Here is a 24,529-nt window from a genome sequence, read left to right as displayed (position 1 = left end):
AACCTTCAAAGCGATAACCGCCCCCAACGGGGCCAACATTGCAGGCGATCTCACACTAAGATGCTCGGCAACAACAAATCTCTCATCTGGTTGCCCTCTCGACACGTTTAAGCTCGTCGCCGGCCAAGTAGCGATACGTAGCAGATGCTTGAGGCGCCGAATCGTGTTGAGATCAATCTACCGCGCTAAGACGCTACCGTAAGCTAGCTTCGAGCCGACCCCCATTCAATCAATGAGGCTCGCGCTGCCGTGGGATCATCAACGATCCGGTAGACGGCTTGGCGGCTCAATCCGGTAACTTTCGCGATAGAGCTAACGCCCGCCTTCTGATCGGCGAGGTTCATCACCTGGTCCAGCTGGCTTTCAGTGTAACTCGGCTTTCTACCCTTGTACCGCTTTCCGTCCGGCAGGCTCTTCGCATGAGCGATCCCGGCAATCTGCGCAGCCTTCGTCACTTCGGCATGAGATTGGGCGGCAGCAGCCATGAATCCGATGAGAGCGTCACGCACAGCCTTCTGCATCGGATCGCTCGTCGATCCATCGAAGGTCATGTTGTTGATGATCGTGCGGATCACCACTCCCCGGCGCATAAACTCCTCAATGGCCTGTCGCACGTCGTCATAGTTTCGACCAAGGCGATCAACCCACCGAACCACCAGGATGTCCCCTGACCGGAGAATGTCGAACAGGCGCTTTCCCTCGGGACGCTCGTGCAGGCACGTCTTCACTCCGGAAACACCGTGATCCGAAAGCACTCGGTCGAATTTGAAACCAGCCGCCTCCGCCTGCTTCTGCTGATGCTCAATTGTCTGATCGACGGTGGAGACTCGGGCGTAAAGGACGGTCTGCATGTGCTCCGGAAATGTCCGCCGTGATACCGTCCGCTGATAGCGCTGTCGGTTGATGAGAGTCAACCCTAGCAGACAGCCTTTCAGGCCGGTTTCCGGGATCCGTTGAGATATAACCTATCGAACATTATCGAACCAAAATTGGTGAACTGCACGAATCGGGCTCATTCCGCGGCGGACCAATATACCGGCGTGCGCGAAGCTACGCGCCAATAGGAATTTCCGCAGTCTTCCACTTCCCCTTGGCGTTATCGAGAGGAATATGCGGACGAATTTGCTCAACCGTGCGCACATGCAAAACCGCGGGATTCTTCTCCATATCCCAGACGTGAAAGATGTATGCTTCACCGACCTGATCAGCATTCTCCCACTCGTTCCGCGTGATATAGAAGCGCAACGGCGAGGCAATCGTCGACTTGACCTCGATCAGAAGGTTACTTTCCCCTGTCGGGGTCGGGCGATATGAGAGAACATCATAGCCGACCGTGTTATCGTCAATCGCCATCCACACAGGGAGCCTTTCGATGCCCAGCCTCACAAGCTCGGCTCGTTCTGATGCCAGGGAAAGCGCTTCTGCCTGCCGCGCACGCGCAAGGCGTTCCTGGTCGAAATTTAGCCGAACCCTTCCCTGAATGGTATCCCACCAGGAAATATCATCGCTTGATGGCGGGTCCTCCAATAACTTTGCTTCGCGAAACACGCTCCTAATATCCCGGTAGTCGTCGCCCTTAATCCGCTTGATAAATCTGCCGCGGCCAAGGGTCATCAACTTAGCGAACGCAGGCATCTTCAATAGAAGTACAGCCAAAATGCACTCGCGGTAAAATAAGACATTCTGGTGCGTTGCATCCGAGGCAACAAGCGAATGGAGCACCATCGCTGCGCCAAGATCATAATTCGTCGCCTGCGGCGAGTGGGCAATCAGCGCGTCAGGGCACGCGTCGATTGTAACGCCAGGGACAGTTGAAATCACAATCCGAAGAAGGCGCAGCCCTTCAAACGCAGAGATCGTGAAGAGGCGATCAAACTCCACGATTAAACCTCTTCTTGAGGTTCGATGGGCTGCCGCCCTTCAAGCTCCTCAACGAGGTCAACCAAATCCTGCATATCAACGTCATAATCGACAGGATCATCGGCATTGTCTTCATCCAAAGCGAGCTGACGAAGGTCAAGATCGTCTAGAAGATGTTCAAGTCCATGGATTTTGTGAGCCAATCTGCGGCTTACAGACAAATCAACACTACCTAAGCCTGCGGGCGCCTTTGTTCTATAAATATGGATATTAGTATCGACGCCCGGCTCAAGTCCAAGGCGATGAATGCGGTCTATTGATTGAAGGTAATGTGTGGAAACGTAACTTCGGTCGAGATAAATGGCATCGTGGCAGACTGTATGAAGACTGATACCTTCTCCTGCTGCGGCCGGGTTCGCGATGAGTACCTTGCAGTTCGGATCGGTGTGGAACTTCGTCAATCGACCCTCGCGCGATAAAAGGTCGCTTGTTTCACCACTCGGAATGGCGCCATAAAGTGAAACCGGATTCAAATCTGCTAGAATACGTTCAAGATCAAGGATCGACTGGGTGAAGATCGTCCAGATAACCGATTTCTTGCCCTCTTTGGCTAAGGCACGCGCGTGGGCGCAAACCTCACGCATCTTTAGGGATGCGCCCTCCTCGACAACTTGATCAGCGATCCCGGACGAGATGTCGCTCATGTCGCGAGTCATTGCCTGGAGAGCGAGCGTTGGATTCGTCGATAGTTGCAGTAGCCGCATCACCGATTTGCGGGCTGACAGAAAATCCGGTGTAGAATTAGACATCGCCCTCGTGATCTGACGAAGTATTTCGTTCTTCACGACCCCATAGAGTGCCAGCTGACCGTCAGCCATCGATACATCGTAAAAATGCCGGATCGCTGGGGTTAGTCCCAGCTCATCTTTGGTTGTCCGAACGTATAATTGGCCTAAAACCTGCCGAGGTGAAACGCCCCGCTGGATTTGCAGATCATAACCTTGCCCCGGCCATAGGAAGCCGAGCTGTGACGCAATATCGCTGGCATCCTGCGGCATTGGCGTGCCCGAGAGGATGTCGCGACGAGAAGGCGATGAGGCAACGTTAATCAAAAATGCGCCCCGCTGGGACGCCAACCCTGCCTTCATACGATGCGATTCGTCCAAGACCAGGTGAACCGACTGGCGTGAGAAGTAAGCAGCGATAAGTGCTTGCTGCCGGACGAGGAGGTCATAGGACATAAGAAATCGCCGCGCCCCGCTGCGCAGAGCGATATCATTTTGATACTCGGTGCCCGCCAGCACCGTGAAATTTTCTCGGACCCACGCAGGTGCTTCACCTTCAACGCACTCCGCGACGACTCCGCGCCAAGCCGGAAAAGCGGCCTTCGGCGCCACTACGAACAGATGATCATCTGGGCGAGCAGCGAGTAGGCTCAAAGCGAGCGTGACGGATGTCTTCCCTGCGCCGGGAACAGAGAAGTTCGCACCGTGAGGCAGAGAAAGCAGCCGCGACAGATCTCGAAGCTGGAATGGCTTCAACTTGCGGGTATATCCAAGCGCATCTAAACGAGGCTGGATTGCGTCTTCGTCAATCTCTAGAACTAGCGCATCCTTCGACTGCCTTGCTTTCTTGGTTTCGGAAACGAATGTCGCTACCTTCGCCCGCGCGCGGTCAGACGGCGCAAACCTGAAGCCCAACCCCTTCTGAGTCGAAGCGCTGCCAAACTCGCGGATAACACCAAGTACTTCTGGCCAAGGGAGATCAACGGTATCGTGGAGGAGAATCACGTCACCATAGGAAGCAAACCGAGCCTTGATCCGTTCCCATATAGGCGAGCTCTCACTGTCTCCCGATCTTGAGAGTATGCCGCGGACCCGTGTAGGGTCGTAGTCAATGCCGATTTCGACCGTCATTGATATCGCGCCCTACGGCTTCTGCTTCGCGATTTTTTTCTCCAAAGCATCAACTAGCAACTTGATTGCATCCAGCTGCTTGGTGATTTTGGGGAGAGTGGATTTGTCTGCTTTCGAAATATCGACCGAGGCTAACTTAGCATGGGCCTGCTGAACGCTCTTAAGAGCTGCTTTCCCAGACCTCTGGCCTTTGTCAATCTGTATCTCCGCTTGAGCGGCTTCGATCAAGGCCTCTACGGCGGCCTCGTTGTCCGACCCCTTTAGCGCGGCTAACACGCCCGCAAAGCTAGTGACCTGCGGCTCGTCACCAATGTCGATGGCGAACTCATCCGACGCTTCATCTGAGTTGCCGTCCATAGGCGTCTCCGTCGCAATACCCAGCTCATCCGCTATGCGGTCAAGCACGGCATCGGCGAGGTTGCCAATCGCGGCGTTGTAATCGTAAAGGCGACCGTCAAGGCGCGCCTTATTCTGATAAAGTGTCCACGCGATAACGCGGCTAGCTTCCTTCATTTGTTCAGATTTACCCTCAAGCAACTTTGGTAAATCACCGAAGAGCTGCTCGGCATCTTCGCGAATCTCGCTGTAATTACCTTCCGTGCCGGGCGCTTCTTTCAAGTACAGATCGGCTTCAGCCAGCGTTTGAATGGCGTATTTAATATCTTTTTCTTTTCTGCGAAGCTGGTCTCCAACTTCCTTAGGTGTTCGACCAAGATTAACCAGTCGATTGATTAATTGAGCCTCGCCAATCCAATCATAATCTAGTTTAGTTTCCGGAACAGCCTGAAGATTAGCTTCAATGTCCACTATCTCTTCGGCTGTTGCATCAGCCGGCAGTACCAGAACATCGATGTGGCTAAAATGCGAGAATTTGCTGCCCTGCCCATAGAGCTCACGCAATGCAGCAAGTCGACGGTTACCATTAACGACCACGCCACTAGCTGTAACTAGTAGCGGCTGTCGTTGTCCTTCTACCTCAAGGACGTCTGACACCGGTACAATTGAGTCAGATTTTCCTTTCAGCGCCAAGCGATGTAGCAACTGATGCTGCGCTTGTTGAACCTCTTCAGATTCTTGTCCTGAAGCAAAATAGTCAGAGGCCTTGCTCTCAGCAGCAATATAGTCACGCTGGTCCGTGAACGTCCGGTAGTTCTCCATCCTATAAACGGGAAGCCCGATTGGGACCTGAATCAGATGGAGCTCATGCCGCCGATTACGAAATCCAAAAAACTCTCGCTTTTCGGTTGTTGCTACGACCTTACTAGCGATGATTGCGGCGCGGTTTACAGGCGCAACGATTTGTATCTTGTAAGTCATCCAGCCGTTCCGTCACTCAAAAGCGATCAGTAAGATTGGCACGTGGATGACTTGTGCGAAGACGGACAATTCCTTCGCCACGCGCTCGAAATTGGCAATATTGCTACCGATCTTTGACGCAGCGAATTTTGTCGGAAGCGCAAACGCAGCGGCCTTAATCTTCCTCGACTGGCTGAGATACTCGAGCTTAAGCAGATCGTAAGGTGCCCGGCTCATGTTTCCAGTCTGCACTTGGAAAGCCAAATCATCCTTGATTGCGGTGACGGTGTTTCGCAGCTCCTGGTCGATCTTGACGTTAAGCGCCCAACCTTCCGCCGTGAACTCGTTGGATATGTGGTCGCGGATGGCATTCGTGCAGCCGGGCTGAAGTTTTATGCTGGGAGCCTCAAATACATCCGTCACCCATTCATATAAGCCGCGTTGTTCCCACGCAGCTTGGCCATGATGATGATCGTAGATAAACTGAAGCTTCATCAGCTATCCTCATTAGGATCATAAACTGGCTTGTTCATGGGCCTCGTTTTCAGCGTGCCAGCGTAGAAACTCTCGATGCGCTTGAGTGCAATCTCAATATATTCTTCAGTGATATCACAGCCATGCGCAACGCGCCCATGCTTCAGGGCTGCGAGGGCCGAAGACCCAACCCCCAAATAGGGGTCCAGCACATTCTGTCCGGGATGCGTAAGCGCCAGCACAAGCCGCTCCACCAGAGCAACGGGAAACTGACAAGGGTGGCTCGTTTTTTCGACGTGGTTTGCCTTAACGTTCGGGATATCCCAGACGTCCTCTGGGTTCTTTCCCAGCGGATTACCAGAAAGTTCGCCCCGGTTCGGTCCCTTAAAGTGCTTTTTGTTGGGATATTTGGAAGGAACTCTCACTGGGTCTAGATTGAATACGTAATCGTCAGATTTAGTAAACCAAAGTATCGTCTCATGGCGACCGGAGAAACGACGTTGGCAATGCAAACCATGACCGAACGTCCAAATGATCCGATTACGTAACTTTAAGCCATGCTGCTTAAACAGACCGTAGAGAATGACATCGAGCGGAAAAATCTCACCGTCATCGACGTGATTCCCAACCTGCCAGCATAAGGATCCGTTCGGATGTAAAAGGCGAACCGCTTCAGCGATAGTAGCCGCTTGCTGTTCTACGTACACATCGAGTGACGTTTTTCGTTCATACTCTTTGCCGATATTATACGGCGGCGAGGTAACGATGAGATTAATGCTCTCCTTTTTCAAGGATCGCATGAAGTCGATGTTATCCGCGCACTGGATATCGTACTGCGGATACGACCGGAGGGGTATGATGTTATGAGCGCGTTTCACTCACCGGTGTTCGCATTATATTCACGGCCGCGCAAGAAGTCAGGCGCGGCGCGTCCTCAGCAGCATGAACCCATGACACGGGAGTTGGGGGCTCGGGCAATCTCCGATGGAGAACGCCGCTCGCCGAAGGCGCGTTAGAGAAAGCGAGTGCCTCCGGCACTGCCGCGGACCAGCCAGCTGGACGGCGTGAAGCCCTCCCCTAGTCGGGCTTCACTTCAGCCCGTTCTTCGCCAAAATTAAGAGCTCCGTGATGAGCTTCCACGAGTGCTACATGGGCCCAGAGGACAAACCATCAAGCGCTGCTGGAATGGCCCGGGAAGACCTGTATGAGCGCGTCTGGACCACGCCGATCAGCCATCTGGCCGAAGAGCTCGGCGTGAACCACTATCTCCTCGCGCGTGTCTGTCAGGCCCTAAATGTGCCCAGACCACCGGCTGGATACTGGCAAAAAAAGGCCGTGGGGAAGGAAGAGCCCCGGCCTGACCTGCCCGCTGCATTGCCCGGAGACCAAGTTCGTTGGGCTAGAGGCGCACCCCTCCCAGTTCCTCCGCCGAAGCGCGTGTACCGTCGTATGGAGCGGAAAGCGACCGACCGCCCTCACAGGCCTACGCGCCATCCCTTGCTGATAGGCGTCGACGAGTCCTACCGGAAGTCGCGGACCGACGAGAAGAACGAGTTTCTACGGCCATACAAATATCTGCTCCCCGATATCGTGGCTTCGGCCGACCACCTTTCTGCCGCGCTCGACATCGCAAATCAGATTTACAACGCACTCGACCAAAGGGGCCATCGCGTCATGTTTGCTCCTGTCGACCAGGAGATGCGACGCAGACACGTGGATGAGCAGGAAGTCCCGCGCAAAGACCGCAAGTATGGGCGTTATCAGACTGGCAGCATCTGGTCACCGCGCCGTCCCACTGTCACCTACGTTGGCTCCATCCCAGTCGGCTTGGCGCTGACCGAGATGACCGAGCGCGTGACGATGCGGTATCTCGACGGCGCTTACGTGCGTGAAGATAGCAAGTTGGTTCGGTCCGCTCGGCCTTGGCAGCTCACTAACTCCTGGACGACGGAGCAAGACCTGCCCTGCGGCCGGTTTCGGTTCGTCGCATACTGTCCGCTCGCCAACATCGAATGGTCAGCAAGCTGGCAGGATACGCAATCGGCTGACCTCAAATCGCTTGTGGACTCGATGGTCTCACGGTTGGAGAACTCCGAGACGGAACTCCAAGCTCTCATTATCGCAGAAGAAAAGGCTGCAGCCCAGCGGCGGAAGGAGTGGGCCGAGGCGCATGAGCGATACCTCCGCCAAGAGGACCGCAGGTCCGTCGAGCGAGCGTTGGCGGAGAGCAAAGAGCAGCTCGCTGAAATTATGCAAAAGTGGGCGGCCGCAACGGCCGTCGAGCGCTTTTTTCAGGAGGCTGAGAAGCGGATGGAGCAGGTCGACGATGAACGCCGGGCCCATATTCAGACACGCTTGGCTTTGGCGAGAGCGATGCTAGGGGAGCAAGACCCTCTTGCATTTCTGTCGGATTGGCTCGCTCCCGACGAGAGGTATCAACCGAAGTATCCTCAGGCGTGAGAATTCTGGATCAACAAGCTCGATGGCATCTGCGCGGGTGCCCCAAATGCTCCGGAGATTGGCGCGGAATCCAAATCGATCCAGATCAAACCACGGCTTATGTTGGGGTAATTTTTGGGGTATTTCCACCAAGGCCTCGCAAAGCGTGACTAAAATCAACCACTTAGCGAAAAGCCTTGGTGGAGCTGAGGGGATTCGAACCCCTGACCTCTGCAGTGCGATTGCAGCGCTCTCCCATCTGAGCTACAGCCCCAAGGCGCTGGCCTTCTAGGCTGTGCGTCGCGTGGATGTCAATCACTTCCGCCATCTGTTTTTGGCAAGTGCGAGGGATATTCCGCGTCACCTTTCCGGACAGGCGCAAAAGGAAGATCGATGCGTGCCGTTCTCGACGTGGTTCTGCTCGCGCTGCAGATCTATGTATGGATTTTGATTGCCTCGGCAGTGCTGAGCTGGCTGATCGCCTTCAACGTCATCAACACGCGCAACCAGTTCGTCTCCACCGTCTGGGATGCGCTCTATCGCGTCACCGAGCCCGTGCTGCGGCCGATTCGCGAGCGCCTGCCCAATCTCGGCGGCCTCGATATCTCGCCGATCATCCTGCTGCTGATCATCTATTTCATCCAGAGCGTGATCGTTCGCTACATTTACCCGAACGTGTTCTAGGCACCCCGCGCCCTGCACGGGGCGCGGCCCGCGCACCGCCACGACGCATTCGACGCCGTGGCGGACGGCATGCAGTATGGCCGCCTCGCCAACGCCTAGAGGTTTCCGCATGGCCGCTGCCGCCCTTCCCTATCGCAGCCAGAACTGGGCTCTGACCAAACCTGCCGCGCGCGGGAAGCACGGTATCGTCGTCTCGCAGAGCCGTGAGGCGGCGGAAGCCGGCACCGCGATCCTCGAACAGGGCGGCAATGCCGCCGACGCCGCCGTCGCCGCCTGCTTCGCGCTGGCCGCGGTCGAGCCCTGGAACAGCGGGCTCGGCGGCATTGGCTTTGCAGTGGTGCTCAAGGCCGGAGAAAGCCGGGCGCAGGTCGTCGATTTCGGGCCCGTCGCGCCGCGACGCGCCGACCCGGCCGACTATCCCCTGACCGGCGAGATGAAGAAGGACCTCTTCACCTGGCCCGAGGTGGTGGACGACCGCAACATCCACGGCCCACTCTCCTTCGTCACGCCCTCATCGGTCGCAGGCTACAAGAAGCTCAAGGAAGCCTTCGGCTCGAGGCTGCCGCTCGCCGACATCCTCGCGCCGGCCATCGCGCTCGCGAAGCGCGGCCTCCCGGCCGACTGGTACACGACGCTGAAGATCGCCTCCTCGGCCTCGGTCCTGCGCCTCTATGCGGAAAGCGCGCGCATCTACCTGCCCGGCGGCCTGCCGCCGGTGCCGCCCTATCAGGGCATCCCGGGCTTCATGAAGCTCGGCAACCTCGGCGACACGATCGAGCGGCTGGCGCAGGCCGGGCTCGACGATTTCTATCGCGGCGACGTCGCGAACCGGCTCGTGGCGGATATCGCGGCGGCTGGCGGCGTGGTCGATGCCCAGGACCTCGCCAACTGCAATGCCGAACTCCGCGACGCTCCGACCATCGACTGGCGCGGCAGCCACCTTATCCACACCGCCGGCGGTCTCACCGCCGCGCCGACGCTGGAACGCGTCGTCGCCGGCATGGCCGATGCCCCGCTCGACGGCGCAGGCCCCTCGGCCGCGTGGTTCGCGCAGCTCTCGCGCGTAATGCGCGAAGCCTACAAGGAGAGGCTCGACGGCCTTGGCGCCGCCGTCACGGCGAAGGAGCCGGGCGACACCTGCACCACCCATCTCACCGTGGTCGATGGCGAGGGCAATCTCGTCACCGTCACCACGACGCTGCTCTCCTCGATGGGCAGCCGCGTCGTGCTGCCCTCGACCGGCGTGCTGATGAACAACGGCATGATGTGGTTCGATCCGCGTCCCGGCAGCGCCAATGCGATCGCGCCCGGCGCCCGCCCGCTCTGCAACATGTGCCCGGTCGTGGTCACGCCGAAGGATGGCGGCTGGCCGCGCCAGGCGATGGGATCCTCCGGCGGGCGCCGCATCCTCGCCAGCATCTACCAGACCCTGGCCTGGCAGCTCGATTTCGGCATGGACACCGAAGCGACGGCGCATCAGCCGCGCATCGACGTCTCCGGCCCGGATTCGGCCAGCGCCGACCTGCGCCTGCCGGCCAAGACGCTGGCAGCACTGGAAGCGGCGGGACCGACAGCGATCGTCGAGCACAGCGTGCTGCCGATCAACTTCGCCTGCCCGAACTTCGTCCGCGTCGACAGGAACGGCGCGGAGGGGTCGAGCGACGCCGCGTCGCCCTGGTCGGCAGCCGTGGCCGCGACGCGTTGAAACAAAAAAGGGCGGCCAATGCGGCCGCCCTTTTCCGTATCGTTCTGCGCTCAACCGCGCTTGAGGCCCCACGGATAGGGCGCCGAGCCGGCGAGCATCCCGGTCAGGTCCTTGCGATAGGCGGTGCGGCTGACGAACTGGCCGAGCGGGATGGTCGCGACCTCTTCAAGCGCCAGCCGGGCCAGCGCCTTGGCGCTCTTGCGCTGGGCGGCCTCGTCGGGGGCGTAGAGCCATTCCTCGGCCAGGGCCTCGGCCGCGTCGCTCTTCCACCAGCCGAACCAACCCTTGTCGCCCTGCCCGCGCACCAACGTCGACATGGCCGGATTGCCCCAGCTCGTCGCCGATCCCGTGGTGTGGAAGATGCTCCAGCCGCCCTTCTCGGTCGATTCACGGCTGCCGCGGCGCTGCACGACGGTGCCCCAGTCGCTCGCCGCCATCTCGACATTCATGCCGAGCTGCTTGAGCAGCTCGAAGGTCACCTCGCCGAGCGGGCCGATATCCGGAAAGTCGGTTGGGTTGATGATGACGACCTTCTCGCCATTGTAGCCGGATGCCTTGAGGGCCGCCTTCGCCTTCTCCAGGCTCTGCGGCATCAGGTCTTCCTGCTCGCCATCGTAATAGGGCGTGCCGCGCCACCACAGGCTGCGGCAGGTCTGCCAGAGCGTGGTGTCGTCGCCCTGAGCGGCGCGCATATAGTCTTCCTGCTTCACCGCCATGCGCACGGCCGCACGCACCTTCGGGTTGTTGAAGGGTGCCTGCAGGTGATTGAGACGGATGATCGCGCCGCGCCCGGCCTTGTCGATGACCTCCTGCTTGATGTCCTTGTTGCTGGCCAGCATCGGTTGCAGGTCGGTGAGTGGACGCTCCCACCAGTCGACCTCGCCGCGCGTCAGCGCTGCCGCTGCCGTCGCCGGATCGGGCAGGACGTTCCACTCGATTCGCTGGAAATGCGCGACCTTGCCGCCGGCATTGCGGCTGGGCGGTTCGGCGCGCGGCTTGTAGCCCTCGAATTTCTCGTAGACGACCTTGCTGCCGGAGACATAGCCCGACGCCACGAACTTGTAGGGGCCCGAGCCGACCATCTCGGTGACCTGCGTATTCGCGTCGGTCTTGGCCAGGCGCTCCGGCATGATGACCGGCGGCTGGTCGGATTTCGCCAGGCAGTCCAGCATCATCGGGAAGGGACGCTTGAGCTTGATCTCGACCGTGCGATCGTCCGGCGCACCCCATTCCTCGACCGCCCGCCCGAGCAGCTGGCCGTAAGGGTCGCGCTGTGTCCAGCGCTTGAGGCTCGCGGCGCAATCGATCGCCATGACCGGCGTGCCGTCATGGAAGCTCAGGCCCTCGCGCAGCTTGATGCGCCAGGTCTTGCCGTCGGCCGAGACCTCGTGCCCCTCCGCCATCTGCGGCTGCGGCTTCAGGTTTTCGTCTGCCCCGTAGAGCATGTCGAAGACATAGTAGCCGTGGTTGTTGGTCACGGTCGCGGTGGTCCAGACCGGGTCCAGCGAGGACAGGTTGGCCTGCGGCACGAACTTCATCAGCGTCGGGCTGGCTTGCGCCGAAGCCAGCCGCAGCAAAGTCGGGCCGGCCAGGCCAAGCGCGGCCGTCCCCATCAGAAAATCACGGCGCTTCATGCTTAGTCTCCCCATTATCATTGATTTGAAACGCGAATTCGGGCTCAGGCGAAGCCCATGAAGTTCGGGCTCTCGCTGAGCGGCCGGGCCTTGGCGAGTTTGGCGAGGTCCGGCACCGGGCGCGCCGTCAGCGGATCGCCCGCGAGCGCCGCTTCCAGCGCCGCCGCCACGGCGAGCACCTTGGCGTCGCCGCCACGCGGCCCGACGATCTGCAGGCCGAAGGGCATGCCGTTACGGTCGAGCCCGACGGGCAGCGAAATCGCGGGATGGCCGACAATGGTGACGGCATAGGCGGCCGCCAGCCAGTGGAAATAGGTCCGGGTCGGCTTGCCGTCGATCTCGGAGGGGAAGAGCTCGGTCCAGGGCCGCGGGCTCAGCGTCACCGCCGGCGACAGGATGACGTCGTAATCCCCGAAGAAGCGCTGCCAGTTCTGGTAGATCACCGTCTGCTGCTTCATCGCGCGGGTGACGTCGAGCGCGGAATAGCCCAGCCCCTCCTCGACATTGGCACGCACGTTCGGCCCGACCATGTCCGGCGTGTCGCGGACCTTGTCGAGATGCGCGGCGAGGAAGTTGCTCGCGCGCAGGATTTCGAAGACCTCGTCCGTGCCTTCGCAATCCGGCGTCGTCTCCTCGGCCGCGTGGAAGAGATGGCTGAAGGCCTTGGTCTTGTCGAAGAACGTATCGCGGATCAGGCGCTCGGTCGGCGCGAAGCCGAAATCAGGCGTCAGCGCCACCTTGAGCGAGGCGAGATCGATCGCGTCGGGACGGGCGAAATCCTCCGGCCGCCGCACGGTCCTGCCATGGACCGTCGTCGCGAGCGGGTCCGAGCCGGCATCGGAGACCATGGTCGAGAGCAGCAGGCAGAGGTCCGGCAGGTTGCGCGCCATCGGTCCGAGCACCGGCAGCGGAGACCAGCCGAGCTGGCGCTTCTCGCTCGGCACGAGGCCGGGCGTCGGACGGAAGCCGACGATGCCGTTGAAGGCGGCCGGGTTGCGCAGCGAGCCGCCAGTGTCGGAGCCGGTCGCGAGCGGCACCATGTTCGTCGCCAGCACGACGCCCGAGCCGCCCGACGATCCGGCCGCGCTCTTCGAAGGGTCGAACGGGTTTCCGGTCGCGCCATAGACGGCGTTGCGGGTATTGGCGCCCGCGCCCCATTCAGGCGTGTTGGTCTTGCCGGCGATGATCGCCCCGGCCTTGCGCACGGAGGAGACGATCAGCTGGTCCTCCTTCGGCACGAAATCGCGATAGAGCGCGCTGCCATAGGTGGTGCGCAGGCCGGCCGTATTCTCAAGATCCTTGATGCCGATCGGCAGGCCGTGCAGCGCGCCCAGCGCATCGCCGCGCGCGGTCGCCTCGTCGGCCGCCAGCGCATCCTTTCGCGCCTTGTCGTCGTCGCGCGCGACCATCGCGTTCACGGCTGGGTCGATCGCATCCATGCGGCGGATGCAGCTGTCGAGCAGTTCGCGGGCGGAGAGCTTCTTGGCGCCGATGAGGGCACGCGCGGCAACGGCGCTGAGGTCGCAGGGTTCGGTCAAGGCAGGTCACTCCGGTGCGCTCGGCCCCACGCAAGCGCCATGCCGCGCGGGGCAATCCTCGCAGACTAGGCGAGGAGTCCGAGATGTCCATGACCCAACGACGCATGCGGCCCCTTCCCCCTGCGCGGGTGCGCGACCGCTTTTCCCGCCCTTCAAAAGGCGCCCGGGCGAAGGCCGGCAGACAGGCTGCGCGATACCGCACCGCAACATCGACTTGACGAAGCCGCCGGTTTCCTGTTCCAGAGAGGCCATGGACAAGCCTGCTGAGCCATTCCCGCAGCGCCTGACGGAAGGCTACCGCGCCTTCCTCGACGATCGTTTCATCCGAGAGCAGAGCCGTTACGAAGAGCTCGGCGAGCACGGCCAGACGCCGCAGATCATGCTGATCGGCTGCTGCGACTCGCGCGTTTCACCTGAGGTCATCTTCGACGCGAAGCCCGGCGAGATGTTCGTCGCGCGCAACATTGCCAATCTCGTGCCGCCCTTCCAGCCGGACGACCAGCTTCACGGCACCTCGGCGGCGCTCGAATACGCCATTCAGGCGCTCAAGGTGCAGCATATCGTTGTGCTCGGCCATGGCCGCTGCGGCGGCATCCGTGCCTTCGCCGACGACAGCCAGCAGGCACTCTCGCCCGGCGACTTCATCGGCAAATGGATCACGCTGATCGGCCCGGCCGCCGAGCGCACCGGCGGACGGGGCCGCAACGAAAACTTCGAGGACTATCTCCAGCGGCTGGAGTTGGCCTCGATCCAGCAGTCGCTCGCCAACCTGCGCACCTTCCCCTGCGTGCAGATTCTCGAGAGCAAGGGCCGCCTGCACCTGCACGGCGCCTATTTCGCCGTCGCCACCGGCGTGCTGATGATCCTCGACAACGCGACCGGCCAGTTCATCCCCGCCGTCGGCGAAATGCCCAAGCGTGTCCAGCAGATTCGCTGCTCGGAGGCCTAATTTCAGCGCGTCATCCCGTGCGCGCTGCAGCGTGGAACGCTGCTACGCAGACACGGGACCGCGTGACGACAGGGAGCCTCTTTCTGCGGACGATCCCGCATCTGCGCAGGAGCACTACGTGCCGCAGCGCGTGCGGGATGACATTCCCCTCACTCGCCATCCGACAACGGGTGGAGATCACGCACCATGCTCTTCAGGCGCTCGTCGAGGACATGCGTGTAAATCTGCGTCGTCGCGATATCGGAATGGCCCAGAAGCTCCTGCACGACCCGGAGATCGGCACCGTTCTGCAGCAGATGGCTGGCGAAGGCATGGCGGAGCACATGCGGGCTTAAACTCGCAGCCGAGAGTCCTGCCGCTCCGGCCAGTGACTTGAGATCCCTGGCGAAGACCTGCCGGGTCAGATGCCCGCTCTTGCCCTCCGACGGAAACAGCCAGCGGCCATCCGCCGCCCCGGCTTCCTTCAACGCCTCCAGCCAGTCGCGCGCCGCCTGCCTTGCGGCATCGTTCAGCGGCACGAGGCGCTCCTTGTCGCCCTTGCCGCGCACGATCAGGAAGCGCTCGCGCGTCGTCGCAGCGGACAAAGGCAGCGCGATCAGCTCGGACACACGCAGGCCTGTGGCGTAGAGCATCTCGACGAGGCAGCGCATACGCATGGCCTTGAGCCGGACAGACTTCGATATCCCCTCCTGCTCGCAAGCTGCCCGCGCCGTCTCCAGAAGCCGGTCGACATCCCCGACCGTCACCACCTTCGGGAGAGGCCGGCCGAGCCTTGGCCCTGAGATCGCGGCAGAGGGGTCGGTACCCGCCAGCCCCTCCGTGTAAAGAAAGCGGTGGAACTGGCGCACGGCCGAAAGCCTTCGCGCCGCCGAGGAAGCCTTGAGCCCGCGCCCCGCGAGATCGGCGAGCCAGCCACGGATATCCTCCGCCGTCGCATCGCCCGGCGCCTTGCCGGCGAGGAATTCGAGATAATCCGCGATGTCGCGCTCGTAGGCGTCGAGCGTGTTGCGCGCCGCGCCGCGCTCGGCTGCCAGCATGTCGAGGAAGGCGTTGAGCCGCTGGCGCCCCAGCCGGCTCATTTCGGCTGCAATTTTGAAGGGGGAACGATCTCGATCATCTCGCGCTGGACCGGCTGGACGAAGGTGACGAGCGCGATCATGCCCCCGAAGATCAGCCCGGCGATGATCCCTATGAAAGCCAGGAAACGGAACAGCGTCGGCACGTCGGGCGGACTCTCGCAATCGCTTGAGGTGCGCGCGATCCCGGCACCGAGCTTGACTATCCCCGATCGCAGCCCGCCCGCGCAAGGGCGGGTCGGCCACAGCCCCGTGCAAAGCGCGCGCCGAGGCATGACAAGGGCATGACGCGGCTGTCAGCCGGTGCTACAGCCGTGCCGAGGATCGAAAATCACCATGACCGCCGCCGCTTCCGTTGCCACGCCCGATATGACCGATCTCCGCGCCGCCCTGGGCCAACGCGCGATCGTGCTTGTCGGCATGATGGGCTCCGGCAAGAGCTCGGTCGGCCGCCGGCTGGCCGGGCGCCTCGGCCTGCCCTTCGTCGATGCCGACACCGAGATCGAGACAGCCGCGCATATGACAATCCCCGAGATCTTCGCGCAGCGCGGCGAGGCCGAGTTCCGCGAGGGCGAGCGCCGCGTCATCGCCCGCGTCCTGACGACCCGCGCCCCGCTGGTGCTGGCGACCGGTGGCGGCGCCTTCATGAACCCCGAGACGCGCGAGCGCGTGAAGGAACTCGGCATCGCGGTTTGGCTCAAGGCCGAACCCGACGTCCTGATGCGCCGTGTCCGCAAGCGCTCGAACCGGCCGCTGCTGCAGACCGCCGATCCCGAGGCGACCTTGCGCCGGATGCTGGCCGAGCGCGAGCCGGTCTATGCGCTGGCCGACATAACCATCCTGTCGAGCGACGAGCCTCACGAAGTCGTGGTCGGCGAAACCATCGCCGCATTGAGCGATTATCTGCGGCTGGCAGCCGGAGCGACAGCATCATGAACGCCACCACGCCCGAAAAGACCGGCGCCCGTATCGTCGTCCCCGTCGCGCTCGAGGGCCGCGGCTACGACATCCATATCGGCCGCCACCAGCTTTGCGAGGCCGCGGCTCTGATCGCCGCCTTCGCGCCGGGCGCCAAGGCGGCGCTCGTCACCGACGAGAGCGTGGCCGCCCTGCATGGCGCCGCTTTCGAGACCTGCCTGCAGCAGGAAGGCATTTCGGTCACCCGCATCACCATCCCGCCGGGCGAGGCCTCGAAATCCTATGCCCAGTTCGTCGCCCTCTGCGATGCGCTGCTGGCGGCCAAGATCGAGCGCAACGACCTCGTCATTGCCTTCGGGGGCGGCGTCGTCGGCGACCTCACCGGTTTCGCGGCGGCAGTGCTCCGGCGCGGCGTGCGCTTCGTGCAGGTGCCGACGACCTTGCTGGCCCAGGTCGATTCCTCGGTCGGCGGCAAGACCGGCATCAACTCGCCGCACGGCAAGAACCTGATCGGCGCCTTCCACCAGCCCGCGCTGGTCATCGCCGACACAGCGCTGCTGGACACGCTGAGCGAGCGCGAGTTCAAGGCCGGCTATGCTGAAGTCGTGAAATATGGGCTGATCGACGATCCCGATTTCTTCGACTGGTGCGAGGCGAACTGGAGCCGTGTCATCGCCGGCGGGCCCGAGCGCGACCATGCCGTCGCCGTCTCCTGTCGCGCCAAGGCCGCGTTCGTCGCCCGCGACGAACGCGAGGAGGGTGATCGTGCGCTCCTCAATCTCGGCCATACCTTCGCCCATGCGCTGGAGAGGCTGACGAGTTACGATTCCGCCCGCCTCGTCCATGGCGAGGCCGTCGCGATCGGCCTCGCGCTGGCCTTCCGCTTCTCGCAGCGCCTTGGCCTGTGCTCGGGGCAGGACGCCATCCGCGTATCGCGCCATCTCGACCATGTCGGCCTGCCCAGCCGCTTGCGGCAGGTGCCGGGTGGCGCCGGCAGCGCCGAGGAGATCGTCAACGCCATGGCGCAGGACAAGAAGGTCAAGCGCGGCGTGCTGACCTTCATCCTCGCTCGCGGCATCGGCAAGAGCTTCATCGCGCCGGGCGTCGCGGCCGACGAAGTCCGCGCCTTCATCGAGGCGGAACTCGCCTCGAAGGATTGATCCGGTCAGGCCAGTCCGGCCTTCGCCAGGAAATCGGTCGCGCGGTAGCCCGGCTCCACGCCGTGGACCAGCATTGCCGTGCCCCGCGAATTTTCGGTCCTGAGCGGCAGGATCGCACGGTACTCCGGTGAATCGTACCAGGCGCGGGCCCGCTCCATGTCCGGAAAGGCGATGAGCACGAGATCGCCCGGCCACGGTCCCTCGACGATCTCCGGCGTCTTCCCATGGATCAGGAAGCGGCCGCCATGAGGTTCAAGCGTCGCGTCGATGCGGGCGATGTAGTCGACGATTTCCGGGCCGAGCCGGACATCCTGCAGATGGGCGATGGCATAGGCGGTCATGGTTCTCTCCTGCAAATCGCGGCCGGAAGGCCGTTCGTGCGGAGGACCATGACGTGTGAAGCGAATGGGGTCGATTACCACAGGGGTAATCGCGCTGCGATTACGGGCTGAAGACCAGCACGAGGAAGACGAAGAACACGGCGAGATGCACCGCACCCTCCAGCATCGTCGTGCGCGTGCCGGTGAAGGTCAGGGTCGAGAGCAGCAGCGTCATCGCGGCAATGACCATGTTGGTCGCCGACAGGCCGAGCACGACCGGCTGGCCGGTGAAGACGCCGATCAGCAGTACCGCCGGCACCGTCATGCCCAGCGTCGAGGCCGCCGCGCCCAGGCAGAGATTGACGGCGCGCTGGAGCTGGTTCGACGTGATCGCCCGCAGCGCCGCGATGCATTCCGGTGTGAAGACGACCATTGCGATCAGGATGCCGCCGAGCGCGGCCGGCGCGCCGAGCTTGGCGATGCCGAAATCCAGCACGGCCGCAAGGCCCTTCGACAGAATGACGATCGGCAGGATATTGGCGAGCAGCAGCCCCACATGCGGCAGCACCTCCCGCACCGACGAAGGCGAAACCGGCTCGCCATCCGCATCCACGGCAACGACCGGCTTGCCGTCTTCATCCGGCTCGCGGAAGAACATGCTGTGCCGGCCGGTCTGCAGCGCGAGGAAAGCCCCGTAGAGCGCCACCGTGAAGATCGAGAAGGCGACCGCCTGGAAAGGGGTCAGCGTGCCGTCCGGCGTCGATGTCGTGAAATTCGGCAGGAAGAGCGGGATCACCGTCAGCGGGATGATCACGGCGAGATAGGACGACGCACCCTTGAGGTTGTAGCGCTGCTGGAAATGTCTCAGGCCCCCGATCAGCAGGCCGATGCCGACGACGCCGTTCAGCACGATCATCAGCACGGCGAACATCGTGTCACGGCCGAGCGTCGGCGCCCCCTTGGCGCCGAGCATGACGGCACCGACCAGCGCCACCTCGATGATGACGATCGAGAGCGTCAGGATCAGCGTGCCATAGGGCTCCCCCAGCCTCTCGGCCAGGTCCTCAGCCTCATGCACCACGCCGAAGGACGACCAGATGATGACACCGAGCAGCCAGAGGAAGACGAGGAGCGACGGCAATGGCGCGCCGAGCTGGCCGAGCAAGGTGTCGCCAAACAGCAGGAAGGCGGCAACCGAGGCCCAGGCACAGGCAAGGCGGAGGATCATCATCGTTCGTCGTCACTCGGGATCGCGGGCGGGGAAGGCTCCTGCCCAATAAGCGGGAAAGGCGACAGCGGCGCAACGCCTGATCGCGCCTCCAATCCCGGAAACGGCCCGAAAACGTCGTTCCTCAGCCCGGAACGATCTTCTGCGCGAGCGGGCTCGGCGTGTCGTCGGCCGGCGTCGCCGGCTTGTCGCTGACGAGGTACTGCGCCCGCGCCAGCGCCGCGAAGCGCCCGCCCTTGGCGACGAGCTCGTCGAAGGTGCCCATTTCCTCGACCTGCCCCTGCTCGAAGACGAGGATGCGGTCGGCATTGCGGATCGTCGCGAGCCGGTGCGCGATGACGAAGGTGGTGCGGCCCTTCATCACCTCTTCCAGCGCCTTCTGCAGCTTGACCTCGGTCGCGGCGTCGAGCGCGGAGGTCGCCTCGTCGAGGATCAGGACCGGCGGGTTCTTGAGCAGCGCGCGGGCAATGGAGAAGCGCTGGCGCTCGCCGCCGGAGAGCGTGCGGCCGCGCTCGCCGACCAGCGTGTCGAGCCCGTCGGCCTGCCGCGCCATCACCTCGGCGGCCTGCGCGCGTTCCAGCGCCTGCATCATCTCGGCATCGGTCGCGTCCGGCTTGCCGACCAGCAGGTTCTCGCGGATCGAGCGGGCGAACAGCATCGGCTCCTGGAAGACCACGCCGATATTGCGCCGGAGCGAGAGCAGCGAGATCTCGCGGATATCCATGCCATCGACGGTGATCCGGCCCGATTGCGGATCGAAGGCACGATGCAGCAGGCCGAGCGTCGTCGACTTGCCCGAGCCGGTCGAGCCAACGACGGCGATGGTCTCGCCGGGCTTCACCGTGAAGGAGACGTCGCGCACGGCGGCGCGCTTGCCGTCATAGGAGAAGGAGACGTCCTCGAAGGCGACCGCGCCTTCCAGCCGGCCGGGGTCCTTGGCGTTTGGCAGGTCGCGCACGCTCGGCAGCGTGTCGAGCACCTCGAAGAACTCCCGCATCTTCGGCGCCTGCATGAAAATGAAGTTCACGAAGCCGACGATCTGCTCGAGACGCCCGACCAGCATCGTGGCGAAGCCCATGAAGGTGACGATCTCGCCGACCGTGGTCTGGCCGTGCATCAGGAGCCAGGTGCCGACGATGAAGATCAACAGCACGGTCAGGGTCGCCGAGGCCCGCGTCGCGACATTGGCGACAGCCCACCAGGACAGCACAGGCAATTGCGCCGCCAGCACATTGGCGATGGTCGTGCGCAGGCCGCGCACCTCGGCCTCGATGCGGGTGAAGCTCTGGATCACCGGCACGTTGCCGAGCGCGTCCGAGGCCCGCTCGGCGAGATTGGAGTGATAGGTCTCGACATTGCTCTGCAGGCGGTCGGTCTTGCGCAGCACATAGGCTGTCAGCGATCCGAACAGCACCACCAGCGCAACCAGCAGCAGCCCGAGCTGCCAGTTCTTCCAGATCGTGAAGGGCAGGAGCACGAACAGCGCGACGGCCGAGGCGCAATGCTCGCGGAAGAAGGACAGCCACAGGCCCCACATCGCGTTGGTGCCGTCGAGCATGATCTTGAGCACGCGGCCGGAATGGGTCTGGCTGTGATAGGCGAGCGGCAGCGACAGCGCATGCTCGAAATAGCGGGCCATCACCATCAGGCGCGCACGATGGGCGAGCCGGTCGGCATGCAGCGCGACGAAGACGCCCAGCGCGATATTGGTCAGGCCGAAGCCGACCCAGGCGACGATCAGCAGGTTGATGCTGGCCCAGGTCAGTGCTCCGCCCGAGGCCTGAATCGTGGTCAACCGGTCGATCAGCGCGCCGAACAGCATCGGCTCGGCGAAGGCGACCGCCGCCAGCACGATATTGGCCAGCGCCAGGATGACGCCCAGCCGCCTTTCCGGGCCAAGTTCGCCGAGGACGCGGGCATAGAGCGAGAGCAGAGACATCGCGTGGAGCTTTAGCGAAACCGGCGCTGGCGGCAAGCGGTCATCCAGCTCATTGATCGGGAGGACAGCGCCATGCTCCCTTAGCTCGGTCCTGCCGAACGGCTTCAGGCCCTAAGACCGCAGGGCTTCGGCAAGCGCTTCCGCTGACACCTCGGCCATCGCCATCTGCAATTTGTAGGCGCGGGTCTTCTCGCCCGGCTTCATCACTAGAATCACCGTCTCGTTGCCCGGACAGGCGGGATCGGCACAGATGATCTCGTTGACGGCGATCGCGGCCGACTCGGGTAGGCCGAGCAATTCCCGGACCTGCGCCTTAAGCCGTTCGGCCGTGGCCTTGGCTTCGGCCTTCGCATCGCCGCCCTTGCGGGCCTCAGGCTTGCCGAAGAGGCCGAAGCGCATGGCGCTCAGCCCGGCAGCGCGAGCACGCCGGCCGCACCGTCTTCGGCGCCGAAGGCGAGCCGCTTGCCGGCCTTGTCCCAGGCGAAGGCGCTGATGCCGCTACCGCGCAGGGCCGGCCGCACCAGCAGTTCGGAGCCGTCAGTCAGCCGGACCATCAGGATGCAGCCGTCATCGTAGCCGATCGCCAGCACCAGCGCGCCCGGATGGAAGGCGACGCGGGTGACGCGGGCATGGCGCACGCCGCATTCGCGCGGCGCCTTGCCCTGTGGGCCGTCGCCCTGGAACGGCCAGACGATCGCGCCGTCGGCACCGCTGGAGGCGAGCCATAAGCCATCATGCGACCAGGACAGCGAGCGGGGCTTGGCGGGATAGCCGGTCATCCGCATATGGCCGGGCTTGTCGCCGAGCTTCCAGCCATGCAGCGCGTTCTCCTGCATCGAGGAGACGACAAAGCGGCCGTCCGGCGACCAGGCGACGTCGATATGCGAGCCCTTCCACTCCAGGAATTCCGGCTTCGCCTCGGTGTTCGGATACCAGAGCGAGACGCCGTTCATCTGGGCAATGGCGAGGCGATAGCCCTTCGGCGCGAAGACGAGGCCCTGCGGCGTGCTCGCCGCTTCCAGCGTGCGGATGCGGCCCTTCTCGTCGCGGGCCTGCACGGACTTGCCGGTGTTCCAGGCGAGATTGCCTGATGGAGACAGCGTGATCGCGTCGATCCAGCGGCGCTTCTGGTCCTTCGCGAGCTCTTCAGGCTCTCCGTCGAACCGCGTCGCGACGACCCGTCCGTCATCGCCGCCGGTGATCAGGCGCTCGCCATCGCCGGTCGCGCAGAGAATGCCGCCGGCATGCGCCTCAACGCTGTCCACGACAGCACCGTCGCGCCAGCGCAGCACGCGCCCGTCGGCCAGCGCGAGCGCGAGCCCCTGCTTCAGCCAATGGACCGCGACGACATGCGTCTCCGCAGCGATCGGGGTGACATGCTCGCGCAGCGAGACGGGTGGGGTCATCGTCGTCATGACGCGGCTTTAACTCAGGCCGCGCAGGCTTCAAACCCCTTGCGCAATTCGTTCTCGTTGAGATCGCGCCCGATGAAGACGAGGCGGCTCTCGCGCGTCTCGCCATCCTTCCAGTCGCGCTGCAGGTCGCCGTCGAGGATCATGTGCACGCCCTGGAAGACGAAGCGGCGCGGCTCGTTCTTGAAGGCCAGAATGCCCTTGGAGCGCAGGATGTTCGGCCCCTGGATCTGGGTGAGGTCGTTGATCCACGGCATGAACTTCTCGGGGTCGACATCGCCCGGCACGGTCAGCGAGATCGAGCGCACGTCCTCGGCATGGTGATGATGGTGCCCGGCCTCGAGGAAATCCGGCTCGATATCGAGGATGCGATCGAGATCGAAGGCGTTGCGGTCGAGCAGGGCCGCGATATCGACATTGGCGCGCTCGGCCTTGTGCAGCTTGGCATAGGGGTTGATCGCGCGGATCGCGGCCTCGACATCGGCGAGCTCCTCCACGGTCACGAGATCGGTCTTGTTGAGCACGATGACATCGGCGAAGGCGATCTGGTTCTTGGCTTCCGGCGCATCCTTCAGCCGGTCCTTCAGCCACTTGGCGTCGGTCACGGTCACGACCGCGTCGAGACGGGTGGCATCGCCGACATCCTGGTCGACGAAGAAGGTCTGGGCGACCGGCGCGGGGTCGGCGAGGCCGGTGGTCTCGACGATGATCGCATCGAACTTGCCCTTGCGCTTCATCAAGCCGTCGAGAATGCGGATCAGGTCGCCGCGCACGGTGCAGCAGATGCAGCCGTTGTTCATCTCGAAGATTTCCTCGTCGGCCCCGACGATGAGGTCGCCATCGATGCCAGCCTCGCCGAACTCGTTGACGATCACGGCGAATTTCTTGCCGTGGTCCTCGGTCAGGATGCGGTTGAGGAGCGTGGTCTTGCCGGCGCCCAGATAGCCGGTGAGCACCGTGACGGGGATTTTCTCGGACATGGCTTGACCTGAATGACTGCGACGCGAGGAGGACACCGCCCGGTCAGGCCGGGCCGGCGGTCAGCGCCTTTTCGATCTCGCTTATATTGTGCTTCATCATCCGGATGTAAGTCCCCGCCGGGCCAGTCTCGGCCGAGAGCGCATCCGAATAGAGCCGGCCGCCGACCTTGGCGCCGCTCTCGCGCGCGATCTGCTCGACAAGGCGGGGATTGGTGACGTTTTCGAGGAAGACGGCCGGAATCTTCTGCGCTTTCACCTGCCGGATGATGCGAGCGACGTCCCTGGCGGAAGCCTCGGCCTCGGTCGAGACGCCCTGTGGCGCCACGAAATCGATGCCATAGGCCTTCACGAAATAGCCGAAGGCGTCATGGGTGGTGATTGCCTTGCGCCGCTGCGCCGGAATGCGTGCGACCGCCGCCTTCACCTCGCCTTCGAGCTTGTCGAGTTCGGCCAGATAGGCCGCGGCATTGGCCTCGTAGCTTGCCTTGCCCGCCGGATCGGTCGCGCTCAGCGCATCCCTGATATTCGCAACATAGATCTTCGCATTGGCGACGCTTTGCCAGGCATGCGGATCGTCATGACCATGGGCATGCGTGTGGCCGCCCTTGCCCTTGTCGTCATGGTCGTCATCGGCTTCCAGGGCCGTGATGCCCTTTGTTGCCGTGGCCATGGTGGCCTTGGTGCCCGAGGATTTCACGAGACGCGGTAGCCAGCCCTCGAAGTGCAGCCCGTTGACGAGCACGAGCTTGGCCGCGGCCATCGCCTTCGCATCGGCCGGCGTCGGGGAATAGACATGCGCGTCGCCGTCAGGGCCGACCAGCGTGGTCACGCTGATGCGGTCCCCGCCGATCTGCCGGGCGAAATCGCCAAGGATCGAGAAGCTCGCCACCACCGGCAGCTTCTCCTGAGCGAAGGCACCGAGCGGCGCGGCAGCCATGGCGAGCCCGAAAGCAAGGCCGGCGACGAGGGCGCGACGATTGGGCATGAACGACTCCAAGAAA

At 62.8% G+C, this 24,529-nt stretch carries 23 protein-coding genes and 1 tRNA gene; 6 read left to right on the top strand and 18 right to left on the bottom strand.

Annotation, left to right across the window (positions count from 1 at the left end):
• Window positions 1-203: 203 nt before the first annotated feature.
• From NUV79_RS13710 to NUV79_RS13685, 6 genes are all read right to left on the bottom strand, one after another.
• Window positions 204-851, bottom strand: coding sequence for a recombinase family protein (locus tag NUV79_RS13710; protein WP_257733637.1), 648 nt, complete (start codon window positions 849-851; stop codon window positions 204-206).
• A 199-nt stretch (window positions 852-1,050) separates the two neighbouring features.
• Window positions 1,051-1,881: a protein NO VEIN domain-containing protein gene (locus tag NUV79_RS13705; RefSeq protein WP_257733636.1), complete on the bottom strand. Its 831-nt coding sequence runs from the start codon at window positions 1,879-1,881 to the stop codon at window positions 1,051-1,053.
• A 2-nt stretch (window positions 1,882-1,883) separates the two neighbouring features.
• Window positions 1,884-3,776 carry an SNF2-related protein gene (locus NUV79_RS13700; protein WP_257733635.1) on the bottom strand — a complete coding sequence of 631 codons (1,893 nt, stop codon included), beginning with the start codon at window positions 3,774-3,776 and terminating at the stop codon, window positions 1,884-1,886.
• 12 nt (window positions 3,777-3,788) lie between these two features.
• Window positions 3,789-5,093: a hypothetical protein gene (locus NUV79_RS13695; protein WP_257733634.1), complete on the bottom strand. Its 1,305-nt coding sequence runs from the start codon at window positions 5,091-5,093 to the stop codon at window positions 3,789-3,791.
• A 12-nt stretch (window positions 5,094-5,105) separates the two neighbouring features.
• Complete coding sequence (locus NUV79_RS13690; protein WP_257733633.1) at window positions 5,106-5,567, bottom strand: BglII/BstYI family type II restriction endonuclease; 462 nt, start codon at window positions 5,565-5,567, stop codon at window positions 5,106-5,108.
• Complete coding sequence (locus NUV79_RS13685) at window positions 5,567-6,346, bottom strand: DNA-methyltransferase (RefSeq protein ID WP_257733632.1); 780 nt, start codon at window positions 6,344-6,346, stop codon at window positions 5,567-5,569. The genes NUV79_RS13690 and NUV79_RS13685 overlap by 1 nt, the downstream gene beginning before the upstream one ends.
• Window positions 6,347-6,674: 328 nt before the next feature.
• Here NUV79_RS13685 and NUV79_RS13680 point away from each other — a divergent pair, with 328 nt between their 5' ends.
• Complete coding sequence (locus NUV79_RS13680) at window positions 6,675-8,006, top strand: hypothetical protein (RefSeq protein WP_257733631.1); 1,332 nt, start codon at window positions 6,675-6,677, stop codon at window positions 8,004-8,006.
• Between the two features lie 177 nt (window positions 8,007-8,183).
• Here NUV79_RS13680 and NUV79_RS13675 read toward each other — a convergent pair.
• Window positions 8,184-8,259: transfer RNA gene (locus NUV79_RS13675), tRNA-Ala, on the bottom strand.
• Between the two features lie 119 nt (window positions 8,260-8,378).
• Here NUV79_RS13675 and NUV79_RS13670 point away from each other — a divergent pair.
• Both NUV79_RS13670 and NUV79_RS13665 read left to right on the top strand, forming a co-directional pair.
• Window positions 8,379-8,669, top strand: coding sequence for a YggT family protein (locus tag NUV79_RS13670; protein WP_257733630.1), 291 nt, complete (start codon window positions 8,379-8,381; stop codon window positions 8,667-8,669).
• A 109-nt stretch (window positions 8,670-8,778) separates the two neighbouring features.
• Complete coding sequence (locus NUV79_RS13665; protein WP_257733629.1) at window positions 8,779-10,374, top strand: gamma-glutamyltransferase; 1,596 nt, start codon at window positions 8,779-8,781, stop codon at window positions 10,372-10,374.
• 50 nt (window positions 10,375-10,424) lie between these two features.
• On the opposite strand, the gene NUV79_RS13660 is transcribed toward NUV79_RS13665, so the two are convergent.
• Window positions 10,425-12,008 carry an ABC transporter substrate-binding protein gene (locus NUV79_RS13660; RefSeq protein WP_257733628.1) on the bottom strand — a complete coding sequence of 528 codons (1,584 nt, stop codon included), beginning with the start codon at window positions 12,006-12,008 and terminating at the stop codon, window positions 10,425-10,427.
• Between the two features lie 44 nt (window positions 12,009-12,052).
• The gene (locus NUV79_RS13655; RefSeq protein WP_257733627.1) at window positions 12,053-13,546 is read right to left on the bottom strand and encodes an amidase; all 1,494 of its coding nucleotides are present in this window, start codon (window positions 13,544-13,546) and stop codon (window positions 12,053-12,055) included.
• Window positions 13,547-13,796: 250 nt separating this feature from the next.
• On the opposite strand from NUV79_RS13655, the gene NUV79_RS13650 reads away from it, so the two are divergent.
• Window positions 13,797-14,495, top strand: a complete 699-nt coding sequence (locus NUV79_RS13650; protein ID WP_257733626.1) for a carbonic anhydrase — start codon at window positions 13,797-13,799, stop codon at window positions 14,493-14,495.
• Window positions 14,496-14,644: 149 nt separating this feature from the next.
• Here the strand turns inward: NUV79_RS13650 and NUV79_RS13645 are convergent, their stop codons facing one another.
• Entirely contained in the window at window positions 14,645-15,574 is a 930-nt protein-coding gene (locus NUV79_RS13645; protein WP_257733625.1) for a site-specific tyrosine recombinase XerD, read from the bottom strand.
• Window positions 15,571-15,717 carry a histidine kinase gene (locus NUV79_RS13640; RefSeq protein ID WP_199093353.1) on the bottom strand — a complete coding sequence of 49 codons (147 nt, stop codon included), beginning with the start codon at window positions 15,715-15,717 and terminating at the stop codon, window positions 15,571-15,573. The genes NUV79_RS13645 and NUV79_RS13640 overlap by 4 nt, the downstream gene beginning before the upstream one ends.
• A gap of 190 nt (window positions 15,718-15,907) precedes the next feature.
• Between NUV79_RS13640 and NUV79_RS13635 the strand changes: the two genes are divergently transcribed.
• A complete protein-coding gene (locus NUV79_RS13635) occupies window positions 15,908-16,507 on the top strand; it encodes a shikimate kinase (RefSeq protein ID WP_257733624.1) in 600 nt (199 codons plus the stop codon).
• On the top strand, window positions 16,504-17,649 hold the full coding sequence (gene aroB, locus NUV79_RS13630; RefSeq protein ID WP_257733623.1) for a 3-dehydroquinate synthase: 1,146 nt from the start codon (window positions 16,504-16,506) through the stop codon (window positions 17,647-17,649). Before NUV79_RS13635 ends, aroB begins: the two co-directional genes overlap by 4 nt.
• Window positions 17,650-17,654: 5 nt before the next feature.
• Here the strand turns inward: aroB and NUV79_RS13625 are convergent, their stop codons facing one another.
• The 7 genes from NUV79_RS13625 to NUV79_RS13595 all read right to left on the bottom strand — a co-directional run bounded on the left by NUV79_RS13625 (window position 17,655) and on the right by NUV79_RS13595 (window position 24,513).
• Window positions 17,655-17,990, bottom strand: coding sequence for a DUF1330 domain-containing protein (locus NUV79_RS13625; RefSeq protein ID WP_257733622.1), 336 nt, complete (start codon window positions 17,988-17,990; stop codon window positions 17,655-17,657).
• Between the two features lie 100 nt (window positions 17,991-18,090).
• Window positions 18,091-19,200, bottom strand: coding sequence for a calcium:cation antiporter (locus NUV79_RS13620; protein WP_257733621.1), 1,110 nt, complete (start codon window positions 19,198-19,200; stop codon window positions 18,091-18,093).
• A 121-nt stretch (window positions 19,201-19,321) separates the two neighbouring features.
• On the bottom strand, window positions 19,322-21,136 hold the full coding sequence (locus NUV79_RS13615; protein WP_257733620.1) for a glucan ABC transporter ATP-binding protein/ permease: 1,815 nt from the start codon (window positions 21,134-21,136) through the stop codon (window positions 19,322-19,324).
• Between the two features lie 111 nt (window positions 21,137-21,247).
• Entirely contained in the window at window positions 21,248-21,535 is a 288-nt protein-coding gene (locus tag NUV79_RS13610) for a hypothetical protein (protein ID WP_257733619.1), read from the bottom strand.
• Window positions 21,536-21,540: 5 nt separating this feature from the next.
• On the bottom strand, window positions 21,541-22,551 hold the full coding sequence (locus NUV79_RS13605) for a WD40 repeat domain-containing protein (RefSeq protein WP_257733618.1): 1,011 nt from the start codon (window positions 22,549-22,551) through the stop codon (window positions 21,541-21,543).
• 14 nt (window positions 22,552-22,565) lie between these two features.
• Window positions 22,566-23,528 (bottom strand): CobW family GTP-binding protein, encoded by a 963-nt coding sequence (locus NUV79_RS13600; protein ID WP_257733617.1) that lies wholly within the window; start codon window positions 23,526-23,528, stop codon window positions 22,566-22,568.
• Between the two features lie 43 nt (window positions 23,529-23,571).
• Window positions 23,572-24,513 (bottom strand): metal ABC transporter substrate-binding protein, encoded by a 942-nt coding sequence (locus NUV79_RS13595; RefSeq protein ID WP_257733616.1) that lies wholly within the window; start codon window positions 24,511-24,513, stop codon window positions 23,572-23,574.
• Window positions 24,514-24,529 lie beyond the last annotated feature (16 nt).

It is taken from the genome of Allobosea sp. 47.2.35, from assembly GCF_024655635.1.
Classification (GTDB): Bacteria; Pseudomonadota; Alphaproteobacteria; order Rhizobiales; family Beijerinckiaceae; genus Allobosea.
The sequence above is the reverse complement of the archived record's forward strand: the minus strand, read 5'-3'. Positions and strand labels throughout refer to the sequence as shown.

What these genes read in the sequence shown, in the direction of transcription:
- NUV79_RS13710 (WP_257733637.1), bottom strand. Translation starts at nt 851, where the DNA reads ATGCAGACCGTCCTTTACGCCCGAGTCTCCACCGTCGATCAGACAATT.
- NUV79_RS13700 (WP_257733635.1), bottom strand. Translation starts at nt 3,776, where the DNA reads ATGACGGTCGAAATCGGCATTGACTACGACCCTACACGGGTCCGCGGC.
- NUV79_RS13695 (WP_257733634.1), bottom strand. Translation starts at nt 5,093, where the DNA reads ATGACTTACAAGATACAAATCGTTGCGCCTGTAAACCGCGCCGCAATC.
- NUV79_RS13690 (WP_257733633.1), bottom strand. Translation starts at nt 5,567, where the DNA reads ATGAAGCTTCAGTTTATCTACGATCATCATCATGGCCAAGCTGCGTGG.
- NUV79_RS13685 (WP_257733632.1), bottom strand. Translation starts at nt 6,346, where the DNA reads ATGCGATCCTTGAAAAAGGAGAGCATTAATCTCATCGTTACCTCGCCG.
- NUV79_RS13680 (WP_257733631.1), top strand. Translation starts at nt 6,675, where the DNA reads ATGAGCTTCCACGAGTGCTACATGGGCCCAGAGGACAAACCATCAAGC.
- NUV79_RS13670 (WP_257733630.1), top strand. Translation starts at nt 8,379, where the DNA reads ATGCGTGCCGTTCTCGACGTGGTTCTGCTCGCGCTGCAGATCTATGTA.
- NUV79_RS13665 (WP_257733629.1), top strand. Translation starts at nt 8,779, where the DNA reads ATGGCCGCTGCCGCCCTTCCCTATCGCAGCCAGAACTGGGCTCTGACC.
- NUV79_RS13660 (WP_257733628.1), bottom strand. Translation starts at nt 12,008, where the DNA reads ATGAAGCGCCGTGATTTTCTGATGGGGACGGCCGCGCTTGGCCTGGCC.
- NUV79_RS13650 (WP_257733626.1), top strand. Translation starts at nt 13,797, where the DNA reads ATGGACAAGCCTGCTGAGCCATTCCCGCAGCGCCTGACGGAAGGCTAC.
- NUV79_RS13645 (WP_257733625.1), bottom strand. Translation starts at nt 15,574, where the DNA reads ATGAGCCGGCTGGGGCGCCAGCGGCTCAACGCCTTCCTCGACATGCTG.
- NUV79_RS13635 (WP_257733624.1), top strand. Translation starts at nt 15,908, where the DNA reads ATGACCGCCGCCGCTTCCGTTGCCACGCCCGATATGACCGATCTCCGC.
- aroB (WP_257733623.1), top strand. Translation starts at nt 16,504, where the DNA reads ATGAACGCCACCACGCCCGAAAAGACCGGCGCCCGTATCGTCGTCCCC.
- NUV79_RS13625 (WP_257733622.1), bottom strand. Translation starts at nt 17,990, where the DNA reads ATGACCGCCTATGCCATCGCCCATCTGCAGGATGTCCGGCTCGGCCCG.
- NUV79_RS13620 (WP_257733621.1), bottom strand. Translation starts at nt 19,200, where the DNA reads ATGATGATCCTCCGCCTTGCCTGTGCCTGGGCCTCGGTTGCCGCCTTC.
- NUV79_RS13615 (WP_257733620.1), bottom strand. Translation starts at nt 21,136, where the DNA reads ATGTCTCTGCTCTCGCTCTATGCCCGCGTCCTCGGCGAACTTGGCCCG.
- NUV79_RS13610 (WP_257733619.1), bottom strand. Translation starts at nt 21,535, where the DNA reads ATGCGCTTCGGCCTCTTCGGCAAGCCTGAGGCCCGCAAGGGCGGCGAT.
- NUV79_RS13605 (WP_257733618.1), bottom strand. Translation starts at nt 22,551, where the DNA reads ATGACGACGATGACCCCACCCGTCTCGCTGCGCGAGCATGTCACCCCG.
- NUV79_RS13600 (WP_257733617.1), bottom strand. Translation starts at nt 23,528, where the DNA reads ATGTCCGAGAAAATCCCCGTCACGGTGCTCACCGGCTATCTGGGCGCC.
- NUV79_RS13595 (WP_257733616.1), bottom strand. Translation starts at nt 24,513, where the DNA reads ATGCCCAATCGTCGCGCCCTCGTCGCCGGCCTTGCTTTCGGGCTCGCC.